The 12,755-nt window shown below is 66.3% G+C and carries 11 protein-coding genes, 1 pseudogene and 1 riboswitch; of the genes and pseudogenes, 6 read left to right on the forward strand and 6 right to left on the reverse strand.

Annotation, left to right across the window (positions count from 1 at the left end; translation table 11 throughout):
• Nucleotides 1-50: 50 nt before the first annotated feature.
• The 3 genes from ACO2RJ_RS15255 to ACO2RJ_RS15265 all read right to left on the reverse strand — a co-directional run bounded on the left by ACO2RJ_RS15255 (nt 51) and on the right by ACO2RJ_RS15265 (nt 3,028).
• Complete coding sequence (locus ACO2RJ_RS15255) at nt 51-827, reverse strand: ABC transporter ATP-binding protein (RefSeq protein ID WP_423268844.1); 777 nt, start codon at nt 825-827, stop codon at nt 51-53.
• Complete coding sequence (locus ACO2RJ_RS15260) at nt 824-1,645, reverse strand: ABC transporter permease (RefSeq protein ID WP_423268845.1); 822 nt, start codon at nt 1,643-1,645, stop codon at nt 824-826. The genes ACO2RJ_RS15255 and ACO2RJ_RS15260 overlap by 4 nt, the downstream gene beginning before the upstream one ends.
• Nucleotides 1,646-1,975: 330 nt before the next feature.
• On the reverse strand, nt 1,976-3,028 hold the full coding sequence (locus ACO2RJ_RS15265; RefSeq protein WP_423268846.1) for a putative urea ABC transporter substrate-binding protein: 1,053 nt from the start codon (nt 3,026-3,028) through the stop codon (nt 1,976-1,978).
• Nucleotides 3,029-3,132: 104 nt separating this feature from the next.
• A riboswitch (guanidine-I (ykkC/yxkD leader) is annotated at nt 3,133-3,237 on the reverse strand.
• Between the two features lie 205 nt (nt 3,238-3,442).
• Between ACO2RJ_RS15265 and msrB the strand changes: the two genes are divergently transcribed.
• A complete protein-coding gene (msrB, locus tag ACO2RJ_RS15270) occupies nt 3,443-3,934 on the forward strand; it encodes a peptide-methionine (R)-S-oxide reductase MsrB (RefSeq protein WP_423268847.1) in 492 nt (163 codons plus the stop codon).
• 56 nt (nt 3,935-3,990) lie between these two features.
• Nucleotides 3,991-4,698: a peptide-methionine (S)-S-oxide reductase MsrA gene (msrA, locus tag ACO2RJ_RS15275; RefSeq protein WP_423268848.1), complete on the forward strand. Its 708-nt coding sequence runs from the start codon at nt 3,991-3,993 to the stop codon at nt 4,696-4,698.
• Between the two features lie 35 nt (nt 4,699-4,733).
• On the opposite strand, the gene ACO2RJ_RS15280 is transcribed toward msrA, so the two are convergent.
• Nucleotides 4,734-5,795, reverse strand: a complete 1,062-nt coding sequence (locus tag ACO2RJ_RS15280; RefSeq protein WP_423268849.1) for an NAD(P)-dependent alcohol dehydrogenase — start codon at nt 5,793-5,795, stop codon at nt 4,734-4,736.
• A 233-nt stretch (nt 5,796-6,028) separates the two neighbouring features.
• Here ACO2RJ_RS15280 and ACO2RJ_RS15285 point away from each other — a divergent pair, with 233 nt between their 5' ends.
• The 4 genes and pseudogenes from ACO2RJ_RS15285 to ACO2RJ_RS15300 all read left to right on the forward strand — a co-directional run bounded on the left by ACO2RJ_RS15285 (nt 6,029) and on the right by ACO2RJ_RS15300 (nt 11,287).
• Entirely contained in the window at nt 6,029-7,000 is a 972-nt protein-coding gene (locus ACO2RJ_RS15285; RefSeq protein ID WP_423268850.1) for an aldo/keto reductase, read from the forward strand.
• A gap of 288 nt (nt 7,001-7,288) precedes the next feature.
• Nucleotides 7,289-7,799, forward strand: a pseudogene (locus ACO2RJ_RS15290) (transposase); the annotation flags it as partial.
• A 580-nt stretch (nt 7,800-8,379) separates the two neighbouring features.
• A complete protein-coding gene (locus ACO2RJ_RS15295; RefSeq protein WP_423268851.1) occupies nt 8,380-9,480 on the forward strand; it encodes an alpha/beta hydrolase in 1,101 nt (366 codons plus the stop codon).
• A 193-nt stretch (nt 9,481-9,673) separates the two neighbouring features.
• Nucleotides 9,674-11,287 carry an ABC1 kinase family protein gene (locus tag ACO2RJ_RS15300; protein WP_423268852.1) on the forward strand — a complete coding sequence of 538 codons (1,614 nt, stop codon included), beginning with the start codon at nt 9,674-9,676 and terminating at the stop codon, nt 11,285-11,287.
• On the opposite strand, the gene ACO2RJ_RS15305 is transcribed toward ACO2RJ_RS15300, so the two are convergent.
• Together ACO2RJ_RS15305 and ACO2RJ_RS15310 are read right to left on the reverse strand one after the other, a co-directional pair.
• Nucleotides 11,243-11,701 carry an Hsp20/alpha crystallin family protein gene (locus ACO2RJ_RS15305; protein ID WP_423268853.1) on the reverse strand — a complete coding sequence of 153 codons (459 nt, stop codon included), beginning with the start codon at nt 11,699-11,701 and terminating at the stop codon, nt 11,243-11,245. The two genes, ACO2RJ_RS15300 and ACO2RJ_RS15305, sit on opposite strands and share 45 nt — an antisense overlap.
• A gap of 130 nt (nt 11,702-11,831) precedes the next feature.
• Nucleotides 11,832-12,595 (reverse strand): IS5 family transposase gene (locus tag ACO2RJ_RS15310; RefSeq protein ID WP_423268854.1). Its coding sequence is split into 2 segments (ribosomal slippage): nt 11,832-12,265 and nt 12,265-12,595, totalling 765 coding nucleotides; the frame shifts between segments, so codons are not numbered across the junction.
• Nucleotides 12,596-12,755: the final 160 nt, after the last annotated feature.

Genomic DNA, 12,755 nt, shown 5'->3' on the forward strand with positions numbered 1-12,755 from the left:
AGGCCCAACGGGCCGTCTCGAAGCACGCAGCACGTTGGTCCAGTCGATCCTCACGCGCCCGCCTCCGCCGCGCCCTTCGGGCTGAAGCCCATCACCGGCACGGGGCCGTCGCGCGTGAGGTCGAGGTCGTAGGTCACGCGCGCCCCGAAGCGGCCGGGGGCCTGCGGGTCGTGGCGCACCTTGTCGAAGGCGACCACGCGAGTGGCCAGGGTGAACGCCTCCCGGAGGTCGTGCGTCACCATGATCACCGTCATGCCGAGCCGCGCCCAAAGCGGCTTGATCAGCGCGTGCATCTGCGCCCGCGTGCCGGGATCGAGCGCGCCGAACGGCTCGTCGAGGAGCAGGACCTTGGGGTCCTTCGCCAGCGCCTGCGCGATCGCGAGGCGCTGCTGCATGCCGCCCGACAGCGCGCTCGGATGTTTGTCGCGATGGGCGCTGAGGCCGACGGCTGCGATCAGCTCGTCGCTCTGCTCGATCGCCCGCCGCCGCGCCGCGCCGAACAGCCGGCCGAGCAGCGGCGACTGGCCGAGCTCGTAGGCGAGCAGCACGTTGCCGAGGACGGTCAGATGCGGAAACACCGAATAGCGCTGGAAGACGACGCCGCGGTCCGGCCCCGGCTCGTCCGGCAGCGGCTTGCCGTCGAGGGTGAGCCGGCCGCGGGACGGTCGGTCCTGGCCGAGCACCATCCTGAGAAAGGTGCTTTTGCCGCAGCCGGACGGGCCGACGATGGCGAGAAAGGCGCCGGAGGCGACGTCGAGATTGAGGTTCTCGATGACGATCTGGTCGCCGAACTCGACCCAGACGTTCTCGACCGAGATCGCGCTCATCGGCGCTCTCCGGCGTAGGCCCAGCGGAACGCGGTCCGCGACAGCTTCGAGAGAGCGAAATCCATGAGGAAGGCGATGAGCGTGATCCAGGCGACGTAGGGCAGGATCACGTCCATCGCGAGATAGCGGCGCACGAGGAAGATGCGGTAGCCGAGGCCGCTGTCGGAGGCGATGGCCTCGGCGGCGATCAGGAACAGGAAGGCCGGCCCGATCTGCAGCCGTACGAGCTCGATCAGCCGCGGCGCGACCTGCGGCAGGACCACGCGCAGGACCGTCTGCCAGGTCGAGGCGCCGAGCGTCTGGGCCTTGACGAGCTGCTCGGTCGGGATCGCCTGCACGGTCATGGCGATGTCGCGCACGATCGGCGGCGCCACGCCGATGACGATCAGGATCACCTTCGACAGCTCGCCCAGTCCGAAGATGATGAACAGGATCGGCAGGATCGCCATCGGCGGCACCATGGAGATCGCCGCGACCAGCGCGCCACCGCTTGCGCCTACGATCGGGATGACGCCGAGCGCCACGCCGAGCACAAGGCCGATCAGCGTCGCGAAACCGAGGCCGAGGGCGAGTCGACGCAGGCTCGAGACGGTGTCGGCGACGAGGGTGATCTCGCCGGTGCGCCGGTCGGCCTCGGTCGCCATACGGGAGGCCGTCGCCGCCATTTCGGAGACCGGCGGCAGCAGCTTGTCGTTCGGATTGTCAGCCCGGCGCTCGGCCGAACCGAGGACGTAGACGGCCGCAAGCAGCACGAACGGAATGAGCGCGAGCAGCAGCCGGCCGCCCGCCGCCGGGCGGATGTTCATCACGCGGCGCATCAGGAGACGCGTCCCTTAGCGCGAAGCGCGGCGGCCCACCTTTCCCCGGCGGGGAGAGGTCGCGAGGCGAAGCCGAGCGGGTGAGGGGGAGCAGGCGTCTCCGGATCCGACGACGCCCCCTCACGCGGCGCTGCGCGCCGATCTCTCCCCGCCGGGGAGAGATGAAGAGCCGCGAGCTTCGAGACGCCCGCTGACGCGGGCTCCTCAGCATGAGGGGGCCTGAGCCTGCTGTCCCCAACGCCCTTCATGCCGACGAGCCGTCCGCAGGACAGCGCCTCGAAGCCCGCAGGACGTCTCGGCAAGGAGGCCGCCGCCATGTCCCGGACCCGCTCAGAGCTTCCCGTCCGCCGCCATCTTCATGTAGGTCGGATCGAAGCGCAGCTTGACGTTCTTTGCGTCGCCGAGCGTCTTGCCGCCGGCGAAGCCGATGCCGACCGCGTCCTTGGACTTCGCGCCCTCGCCGAGCAGGCCATGGTCGAAGGAGAAGGAGCGCACCAGCTCCATGGTCTTCACCAGCGTGTCGCTCTCGACGAAGGCGACGGCGTCGGCCGCCTTGTCGAACAGCTTGGTCGCGGCGAGCTGAGAGTCGTAGCCGGCGAGGTCGGTTCCGGACTGCTTGCCCATCGCCTCGCGCGCCGGCTTGCCCGCCTCGCCCTCCATCGCCTTCATGGTCTCGTACCAGATGCCGACGAGCGCCTTGCCGAAGTCCGGATTGTCCTTGAGCGTCTCGGTGTTGACGGCGAGGCAATCGATGATCTCGCCGGGGATCTGGGAGGAGTCGAACAGCGACGTGGTCCCGGGCTCGGCCTTCACTTCGGCGAGCAGGGGGTTCCAGGTCACGACGGTCTTCACGTCCGGCGCCTTGAACGCGCCGACGATGTCGGCGTCCGACGTGTTGACGACCTTGATGTCCTTCTCGCTGAGGCCGGCCGTGTCGAGGGCGCGCGCCAGCAGGTAGTGCGAGACCGAGAGCTCGACGAGGTTGATGGTCTCGTCCTTGAGGCCCTTCACGTCCTTGGCCGATTTCGAGACGATGCCGTCATTGCCGTTCGAGAAGTCGCCCACGATGACCGCGGTGGTGTCGACGCCGCCGGCGGCGGGAATGGTCAGCGCGTCCATGTTGGTCAGCGTCACGCCGTCGAACTTGCCGGCGGTGTACTGGTTGATCGACTCCACATAGTCGTTGATCTGCGTGACCTTGATCTCGATGCCGTATTTATCGGCCCATTTCTTCACGATGCCGGCCTCTGCGGCGTAGGGCCATGGCATCCAGCCGACATAGATCGTCCAGGCGATCTCGAAGCTTTTCTTCGGCGCGGCGCCGGCCGGCGCGACGAAAGCGACGGCGGAAAGCGCGAGCGCGGCGATGAGCGTGCGCAGCATTGGGGCTCCTTGGGTCCAGCGCGGCCGTGGCCGGCCGCTCGCGTTGTCCAAAGAGTTCGCCGCGCGCATGGGAGGTCGGTCCGCGGCGGCGAACCCGTGCAGTGACCTCCCGGGTTTTTGCCCCGCCGTGTCTCCCCGCATGATCACGGGGAGAGCGTCTCTCGGACCAGCGCCGCATGACCGCGGCCGGAACCCTAGACGCTCTGCACGGTCCATCGGCCCGCAAGTCCCGTGCCATCGGCCGACGCGCCGCGGACGCCCGCAAAGCGCGGTTCGCCCCGCCGCCTGCTCACCCGCGCGCCACATCCTGTCCATTGTTTGGTCGGATCACAGGTCCGTGAGGCGTCGCTCGCTGCGTAAGCTTCCGGCGCTTTTCTGCGTACGTCATCGCACAGCCCTGCGGAGGAGACGGCGATGACGGTGACGAGACGTGGAGCTTTGATCGCCGCGACCGGGGTCGCGGCCTTCGGGTTGTTCGCTACGCGGGGCCGGTCGGTCGCCGCCGCGGAGGCCTTCGAGGTCGCCTATTCCGACGCGGACTGGCGAGCGCGGCTCACGCCCGAGCAATATCGGGTGCTCCGACAGGCGGACACCGAGCGGCCCTTCACCAGCCCGCTGCTGCATGAGAAGAGGCGCGGCGTGTTCGCCTGCGCGGGATGCGGCCAGAAGCTGTTCGCCTCCGACACGAAGTTCGAGAGCGGCACCGGCTGGCCGAGCTTCTGGGCGCCGCTCGCCAAGGCCGTCGGCGTGGGCCGGGATTCGAGCTTCGGGATGGAGCGGCAGGAGGCGCATTGCGGCCGCTGCGGCGGCCATCTCGGCCATGTGTTCGACGACGGGCCGAAGCCCACGGGCCTGCGCTACTGCATGAACGGCGTCGCCATGACCTTCAGCCCGCTTGCCGCGTGAGACGAGAGATCCCCCGCCGCCCCGGCGATCATCTTGCTCGAGAGGAAGCACGACCGATGACACGATCCCGCCTGACGCCCATCGCCCTCGGGGCGATCATGCTCGCTGTCGCCGCCGGCGTGACGGCCACGCCGTCCTTGGCCGGAGAAGGCCGCGCCATCCCTGCCCCTGCGGTCGACCAGCCCGCCGCGGGCCCCTTCCAGAGCGTGACGCTGGCCGGCGGCTGCTTCTGGGGCGTCCAGGGCGTGTTCCAGCACGTCCGCGGCGTGACCAGGGCGGTGTCGGGCTATGCCGGCGGCGACCGGACGACCGCGACCTATCCACGAGTCAGCCGGGGCGACACCGGGCACGCCGAAGCCGTCCGCGTGACGTTCGATCCGAGCAAGGTGAGCTTCGGCCGCATCCTGCAGATCTATTTCTCTGTGGCGCACGACCCGACCGAACTCAACCGGCAGGGGCCGGACGTCGGCCGGCAGTACCGCTCGGCGATCTTCGCCGCGACGGGCGAACAGGCGAGGATCGCGAAGGCCTACATCGCCCAGCTCGCGCGGGCCAAGGCGTTCGACGGGACGATCGTCACGACGGTCGAGACCGGCGGGGCGTTCTACCCGGCCGAGGCTAACCACCAGGATTTCCTGACGCGGAACCCGACCAATCCCTACATCGTCCGCAACGACCTCCCGAAGATCGCGGCGCTGAGGACGCTGGCGCCGGCGCTCTACCGCGCCGACCCCGTGTTGGTCGCGGCCCGCGCGACCAACTGAGCGCCGCCCGTGCGACGGCGGGGTGGGGGGCCGCCCTACGCCGCCGCCGCGCCGTCGAGCGATTTCATGTCGATGACGAAGCGGTACTTCACGTCGCTCTTCAGCATGCGGGCGTAGGCCGTCTCGATGTCCTGCATCGGAATCATCTCGATGTCCGAGACGATGCCGTGCTCGCCGCAGAAATCGAGCATCTCCTGCGTCTCGGCGATGCCGCCGATCAGCGAGCCGGCGAAGTTGCGGCGCTTGAAGATCAGGCTGAACACGGCGACCGCGAGCGGGTCTTCGGGCGCGCCGACCTGGCATAGCGTCGCGTCGCGCTTGAGCAGCTCGATGTACTCATTGATGTCGTGGTTCGCCGCGACGCAGTCGAGGATGAAGTCGAAGCTGGAGGCGTGCGCGCCCATCTGCTCCTTGTCCTTCGAGATGACGACCTCGTCGGCCCCGAGCTTCTTTGCGTCCTCGACCTTGTTGGGCGAGGTCGTGAACAGCACGACATGCGCGCCCATGGCGTGCGCGAGCTTCACCGCCATGTGGCCCAGGCCGCCGAGGCCCACCACCCCGACCTTCTGGCCCGGGCCGACCTTCCAGCGCCTCAGCGGCGAGTAGGTGGTGATGCCGGCGCACAGCAGCGGGGCCACCGCCGCGAGCTCGAGATTCTCCGGCAGCCGCAGCACGAAGTCCTGGTCGACCACGACGGCTTTCGAATAGCCGCCGAAGGTCGTCTTGCCGGTCTGCTTTTCCACGCCGTTGTAGGTGGCGACGAAGCCGTTCTCGCAATACTGCTCAAGGCCATCCCTGCAGCTCGCGCACTCCCGGCAACTTTCGACCATGCAGCCCACGCCGGCGAGTTGGCCGACCTTGAACTTGGTCACCTCCGCGCCGACTTCCGCCACCCTGCCGACGATCTCGTGGCCTGGCAGGCAGGGGTAGACCGTGTTCTTCCACTCGTTGCGCGCCTGGTGAAGGTCGGAGTGGCAAACGCCGCAATAGGCGATGTCGATCTTGACGTCGGTCGGTCCGACGTCGCGGCGCTCGAAGTTGAAGGGGCCGAGCGGCTGGTCGGCGGATTCCGTGGCGTATCCGGTGCAGGCGAACATGGTCGTCCTTCGGGTTTGCGGTTCAAGATCCAGTCGCGCCGCGCGCGGGGGCTTCTCCTCTGACGTCGCTTATATCGCGCGGGCCGCCCTGCGGCCCTTGCGCGCCCGCATGCCGGCGCTTGCGCGCGCTGCATTGCGTTTGCCTGGCCAGCGACGCCCTTTGATCGTCCACGCAGGCGCGGAGCAGGCCCCTGACGCTTCTCGCCCGGACCGCGTGTGGAGATAGATGCGCGATGGACTACGTCAAATTCGGCGCGACAGGCCTCGAGGTCTCGCGGCTGTGCCTCGGCTGCATGACCTATGGCGAGCCGACGCGCGGCAATCACGCCTGGACGCTCGACGAGGAGACCAGCCGCCCGCTGATCCGGCAGGCGCTCGAGCTCGGGATCAACTTCCTCGACACCGCGAACGCCTATTCCGCCGGCTCGTCCGAGGAGATCGTGGGCCGGGCGATCCGGGATTTCGCCCGGCGCGACGAGATCGTCCTTGCGACCAAGGTGTTCAACCGCATGCGGCCGGGCCCGAACGGCGCCGGACTGTCGCGCAAGGCGATCTTCGCCGAGCTCGACGCCAGCCTGAAGCGGCTCGGAACGGATTATGTCGACCTCTACCAGATCCATCGCTGGGATTACGGGACGCCGATCGAGGAGACGCTGGAGGCCCTGGACGACGTCGTGCGCGCAGGCAAGGTTCGCTATATCGGCGCCTCCTCCATGTACGCTTGGCAGTTCTCGCAGGCGCTCTACGCGTCGCGCCTCAACGGCTGGGCCGAGTTCGTCAGCATGCAGAACCACCTCAACCTGATCTACCGGGAGGAGGAGCGCGAGATGCTGCCGCTCTGCGCCGACCAGGGCGTCGCGGTGATTCCGTGGAGCCCGCTTGCCCGCGGGCGCCTCGCCCGCGACTGGGACGCGGGAAGCGCGCGACAGGACACCGACGAATTCGGCAAGACCCTCTACGTCGAGGGCGACCGCAAGGTGGTCGAGGCGGTGGCGTCGGTCGCGGCCGCCCGCGGCGCGCCGCGGGCGCAGGTCGCGCTCGCATGGGTCGCTCAGAAGCCCGAGGTCACGGCCCCGATCATCGGCGCCTCGAAGCCCGGACATCTCGCCGACGCCGTGGCTGCGCTCTCGCTGGAGCTGACGGAGCAGGAGATCGCCCTCCTGGAGGCGCCCTACGAGCCGCACCAGATCGCCGGCTTCAAATGACGAGCGGTCGTTTCCGCGGGCCGGCGATCTGCGGCTGGAAACGAGCGGGAGGGCCGCCAGCCCGGAAGGCGCGCTTTGCGAGAAGAAAATGGCGCGCCAGTCAGGATAAAACCGCGAACACTTATGTTATTGAAATCAAACATGACTAGAGATGTTTCGCATTGCGCTGGATCGACGGTTCTGGTTCCAAAACACATCCACTCGGCAAAAAGCCGCCCGGGGCTGGTCTGCCCCCGGAGAAGTGGTCCTCCCTGAGGTATGGCTTTTGGTCATTTGGAGGACTGTCTGATGCCGAGGAAGAGGCACACGTCTGAAGAGATCGTCGCGAAGCTGCGGCAGGTCGAGGTTCTGACCGCGCAGGGTCGTCCGGTCGCGGAAGCGATCCGTTCGATCGGGGTGACCGAAGTTACGTTCTATCGCTGGCGCACCGAGTATGGCGGCCTGAAGGGCGATCAGGTGAAGCGCCTCAAGGAGCTGGAGGCTGAGAATGCCTGGCTGCGACGAGCCGTGTCGGACTTGACGCTGGACAAGATGATCCTTGCGAAGGCCGCCCGGGAAAACTGATCAGCTCCACCCGTCGCCGCGACTGCGTGGATCGCGTGGTGAGCAGGCTCGGCGTGACGGAGCGCCGGGCTTGCCTGGTTCTGGGCCAACACCGATCGACGCAACGCAAGGTTCCGATGCGGCCTGACGACGAGGCGGCGCTGACCGCCGACATCGTCGCGCTCGCCTTCCAGTATGGCCGCTATAGGTACCGGGGATCGGGGCTCTGCTGCGGTCGGCCGGCTGGGCCGTGAACCTGACCCACCCACCGGCAGGTCTTGGACCTTAAACTCAAAATCATCGCCCTGGAGAAGCGCGGCTCGCCGACGAACGCGGCTCAAGCGCAACGGTTGGAAGCGCACCTGGTGATGTTTGTGGTGGCCCAGCACAAAAGTAAACCTGCAGGCTTGCGGTGGTGCCGTACGTCCTTGTTCAGAGACGCTGTGGACGGCCGCCACGTCCCTGACATGATACTGCGCGGCGGGAGGTTCGGATCGGTCGTCTCGTCGGATCTCTTGCAGGTTTCGATGTGCTCCGACCTGCGCCGCCGCCAGTCTGACGGACCGGGCGGCGAAGGTCGGATGTGCGGCGACCGGGGTGCGCAAGACATCTACGCGCAGTTCCGCTCTCGTGACCATCCCCACCGGATCGACGGCGACGAATCCGACGGCGGAGGCTTGGCTTTTCGGCCGCTCAGATGCGGACGACGTCGGCTGAAACGGCGCCGGACCCGTGGTCATGGTGCAGACGCGATGATATCGAACGGCGTGAATGACGCGTACGACGCAGACGGCAGATATGCGTGGGCTGGTCGATGGTGAAGGATGCCGGGGCATATGCTCGTTGTGGTTCGCGCCTGGATCGCCTGTGGCGCGATCATCCTCGGCGGCTGCGCAACGCGCGTCGAGCCGACCCTGACGGTCGTCGCTGCGGCGCCGTACGCACGGCTCATCCCCGTTTTCGTCGCCACGACCCGCGCTCCCGATGCGCGCTCTCCCGCGATGTTCACCACCGGACGGGCGCGCGAGGTGAGCTATGCGCGCTACGTCGTCTCCGTGCCGCCGGGGCATAAAGCGGGAGAAATCGAGACGTCCCAGACGGCTCGCCCGGATCCCGCGAAGTCGTTTGCGATCGTCGACGCCACACGTCTCGACGAAACTTCATTCTACCGGCAGGTGCTGAAAGCGAAGGAAGCCGGCAAGCCGATCAGCAGGTTGGGCGTCTTCGTTCACGGCTACAACTACACGTTCGAGGAGTCGCTCTTCCGCCGGGCGCAGCTTGCGGTCGATTCGCATTTTGGGGGGCCCGCCTTTGTGTTCGCCTGGCCGTCGGCCGCGTCTCCGACCGCCTATGCCGCCGATCGCGACGCCTCGACGTTATCGCGCGACGGTCTGGCAAAAACCTTGGAACGGCTGACCGATGACCCGGCGCTCCGCGTCAGCGTGTTCAGCCACAGCCTTGGTTCGGGGCTTACGATGGAGGCGTTGCGGGATCTTCGGCTAACAGGACGCGGGCGCACCGTCGACAGGCTCGAACAGGTGATTTTGGCGGCTCCCGACATCGACGTCGACCTATTCGTCGAGCAGCTCGAAACCGTCGGCCAGCTGAAATCGCCCCTCGTCGTCCTGACGTCGAAGGACGACGGCGCACTGTCATTTTCAAGCGCGCTTGCAGGCGGGAGATTGCGCGTCGGCAACACGGACGTCGAAGATCCGAAGGTCCAGAGCGGAGCGCGCCATTTCGACGTGAGCGTGATTGATATATCGCAGCTCAATAAAGCCGACGGAGTCGGGCATGACCGATACGCCGCCATGGCGGCGCTCTATCCGAAACTACGCAGCCAGCTCGACGCGAGGTCCAGCCTCGCGTCAAAGGCCGGGGCGTTCGTCTTTAATCTGGCGCGCGACGAGATCCGTCCGATCGCTTCGGCCCGTTAGCATCTTCTGCGGCTGGAACGACGTCGTTTGAAGGTCGGTCAACATGAGATCGCCATCCGAGTTTAAGCCGGCACAGTGGTATGCCTCGCAGGGGTTCTCGGACGATGATGCGCCATTAGGATATTGACCACCCGGGCCAGCTGAGCAGGCCCCAACTTACGGTTCCAGTGCGTCCACGGAGATCAAACTCTCAATGATCCCTTCCAAACTCTCGGCGCGCGATTACCGACGGCTTGTGACCATATTGCGGGTTCTCGGCGAGGCTGGGCTTAAGCCCACCTTGGCGCGCTTCGGGTTGGTCCGGACCCGAAACGCGCTGCCATATAACGCTGAGGCCGACGCGGAGGCTCTCGTCCGGGCTCTCGAGTGGCTCGGGCCCACCTTCGTCAAACTCGGACAGCTCATGGCGACGCGCGAGGATTTGCTTCCGCCCGAGCTGACGCAGCGCCTGAGCCGGTTGCACGACAATGTTACGCCCGTATCATTCGAGGAGGTGCGATCCCAGCTGACGGATGACCTGGGCGCCGACCCGATCGAGGTGTTCGCCGAATTTTCGTGCACGCCCATCGCCGCCGCGTCCATCGCTCAGGTCTACGAAGCCCGGCTGGCAACCGGGGAGCCGGTCGTCGTGAAAGTGCGACGGCCAAACATAGAGGAAGTTATCCGCGCCGACCTCCGGCTGCTCGCTGGAGCTGCGCGGTTGGTTGAACGACGTGCGCCCTCGCTCAGGCGACATCAACCCACCCTCGTGGTCGAACAGCTGGCGCAGGCGCTTCTCGAGGAGATCGATTTCAGGATCGAGGCGCGCAACCAGGAAGACATCCGCCGGCGAACCACTGTCTTTGTCGTCCCAAGGGTCTATCGACACCTTAGCACGAACAGGACGTTGGTCAGCGATCGCATCGTGGGCATGAGCCCCAACCGGGAATTCAGGCTCTCAGCGCCGGCGCTGGCCCGAACGCTCGCCCCCGAAGCGGCCCAAGGATTGCTTGCCTTGATGCTCCGAGAAGGCGTGTTCCACGCCGATCCTCATCCAGGCAACGTCCTGGTCACGCCCGAGGGTCGGCTCGCTCTGCTCGACTTCGGCTCGGTCGGCCGCCTTTCGGCAAAGCGTCGCGAACAGGTGCTCGTCGTCCTCGGGTCCTTTATCGACGCCGACGTCGGAGCTGTCTCCGATATCCTGATGGACTGGGCTGGACGAGTTGGACCGCCTCCCCCAGGGCTCGAACCAGCTGTCGATCGGTTTTTCGCGCGCTACAGCACGCAGTCCGGCCGCAGCATCCGTCTGACAGAGGCCGTCACGCAATTCATCTCGATCGCCCGAGAACACGAACTTGCGCTCCCGCCTGATCTTATACTCTTGCTGCGAGCTTTCGGTATCTCAGAGGGCTTGGCCCGAACGCTGGATCCCGATCTGGACGTGATCGACGCCATGACGCCCGTCTTGCTGCAAGCGTTCGCTGAGCGCTTCAGCTTCAAGGGTCTGTCGGCGCGAGCTTTTCGGACACTCAAGGAAATTGATCAGCTCGTCGCCATTGCGCCCGAGGCCCTTCGTCGGGGCATGGACAGGCTGAGACGTGAGGGATTGGTTGTCCAGGTTTCGAGCGCAAACCTTGACGTTCTGAGCGGCGCTGTCCGACGCGCCGGCGCCGGCATGGCGAACGCCGTGGTCGCGGCTGCGCTTATTCTAGCAGGCGCTGTCTTCTCGTTGTCGTCGGGTGGAGACCCGACGCGATCTGTCTTTTCGGTGGTTGCGCTGGGCCTAGGCGTGCTGATCTGGCTGTTCTTCGTTCGCCGACGAGACTGACGGACCTGCCTCGATGGGAACGCGGCGAGCCTTTCCCCGAACCCACGCCGATTTCGGCAAGTCCACGGTCAAGAGACCGTCTTGAAGAGTCGCTGCGACGCGTTCGGGCTCGACCGGTTCGGGCATTTGCACGAAACGTTCGAGAGCGACCCGCCGACGGTCGGCCAGAGTTTTGGGGCTCTTCACCCGAACGAATTGCGAGGTGGCCTCCAGCAACAGCTCCTCGCGGGCGTAGCCGGGCACTTCAAACACGACGGTCACCTTCTCCAATGTTTCCGATACGGAAAAACCAGTTTCTGAAATGTGGCTGCTATCGACCCTCTGGACGGGACGCCCCAGAATTCTACCAAGGGCGCGTCCTAAAACGGTATCGTATTCAAGACGAGCTGATACAGCTATACTACCCAAGTTCATCTGAATATCACCCTTCGTCTCATCCGCTGAGCATGTTAGAGGAACGCCGCTACGTGGCGAAATCAAGGCGATGGAGGGTCTTACGCCCGTCGGAGCGCTGCAAAAAGAAACACTGGCCTAGGATGCGGACTCATAACGCTCTGATCCAGAGGCGCGTTGCGACGAGCTTGATCGCTGCGAGGAAGTTGTCGGCCCTGCGGTCGTAGCGGGTGGCGATGCCGCGCATCTGCTTGATGCGGTTGAAGAAGCGCTCGATGAGGTTGCGCTGGCGGTAGACCCAGCGGCTGAAGCTGAACGTCGCTTTGCGGATCGAGCGCGGCGGGATGTTGGGCCAGGCTCCGCGGTCTCGCACCAACGCGCGGACGCCATCAGTGTCGTACGCCTTGTCGGCGACGACCGCGGCTCCCGGCCGAACGTCGGCGAGCAGCGTCGCGGCGACCGGCGCGTCGCCCGCCTGTCCCGCAGTGAGCTCGATCCGGATTGGTCGGCCCTCGGCGTCGACGAGGGCGTGGATCTTCGTCGTCAGGCCGCCGCGGGAACGTCCCATGCAAGGATCGCCGGAGCCCCCTTTTTGCCCGCGGCCCCATGCTGGTGGACCCGGACGCAGGACGAGTCGATCATCACAATGTCGCCGTCGTAAGCCTTGGACACCGCGGCCAGAAGCCGGTCCCAGACGCCAGCCGCCCGCCATCGGCTGAAGCGGTTGTAGAGCGTCGTCCGCGGCCCGTAGCGCTCCGGCACGTCGCGCCAGGACGAGCCCGTCCGAAACCGCCACAGGATGCCGTTGATCACCCGCCGGTCGTCGACCCGCGCGACGCCCCGCGAGTTCCGCGGCAGAAGCGGCTCAATGATCCGCCACTCCTCGTCCGACAGTTCGTGTCGTCGCATGCCCATCTCCTCCAAAGGAGACGGAATAGCATCAGGCTTGAAGCGAAACCCCGTTAATGGGGACGCTGCCTAGAGCCTCTCTTCCGCAGCATCGCACAGCGCGAGACGTCCCCAAAATCGACGTCAAGTTCCAAGCGATGTCCGGTCGGGTGAACCGCCTGACACG

Source organism: Hansschlegelia sp. KR7-227 (assembly GCF_049446035.1).
Classification (GTDB): domain Bacteria; phylum Pseudomonadota; class Alphaproteobacteria; order Rhizobiales; family Methylopilaceae; genus Methylopila.

Excerpts from the sequence above, each read along its gene's own strand:
- ACO2RJ_RS15260 (WP_423268845.1), bottom strand. The coding sequence starts at position 1,645 with ATGCGCCGCGTGATGAACATCCGCCCGGCGGCGGGCGGCCGGCTGCTG.
- msrA (WP_423268848.1), top strand. The coding sequence starts at position 3,991 with ATGACACGATCCCGCCTGACGCCCATCGCCCTCGGGGCGATCATGCTC.
- ACO2RJ_RS15300 (WP_423268852.1), top strand. The coding sequence starts at position 9,674 with ATGATCCCTTCCAAACTCTCGGCGCGCGATTACCGACGGCTTGTGACC.
- ACO2RJ_RS15280 (WP_423268849.1), bottom strand. The coding sequence starts at position 5,795 with ATGTTCGCCTGCACCGGATACGCCACGGAATCCGCCGACCAGCCGCTC.
- ACO2RJ_RS15295 (WP_423268851.1), top strand. The coding sequence starts at position 8,380 with ATGCTCGTTGTGGTTCGCGCCTGGATCGCCTGTGGCGCGATCATCCTC.
- ACO2RJ_RS15305 (WP_423268853.1), bottom strand. The coding sequence starts at position 11,701 with ATGAACTTGGGTAGTATAGCTGTATCAGCTCGTCTTGAATACGATACC.
- ACO2RJ_RS15265 (WP_423268846.1), bottom strand. The coding sequence starts at position 3,028 with ATGCTGCGCACGCTCATCGCCGCGCTCGCGCTTTCCGCCGTCGCTTTC.
- ACO2RJ_RS15285 (WP_423268850.1), top strand. The coding sequence starts at position 6,029 with ATGGACTACGTCAAATTCGGCGCGACAGGCCTCGAGGTCTCGCGGCTG.
- ACO2RJ_RS15255 (WP_423268844.1), bottom strand. The coding sequence starts at position 827 with ATGAGCGCGATCTCGGTCGAGAACGTCTGGGTCGAGTTCGGCGACCAG.
- msrB (WP_423268847.1), top strand. The coding sequence starts at position 3,443 with ATGACGGTGACGAGACGTGGAGCTTTGATCGCCGCGACCGGGGTCGCG.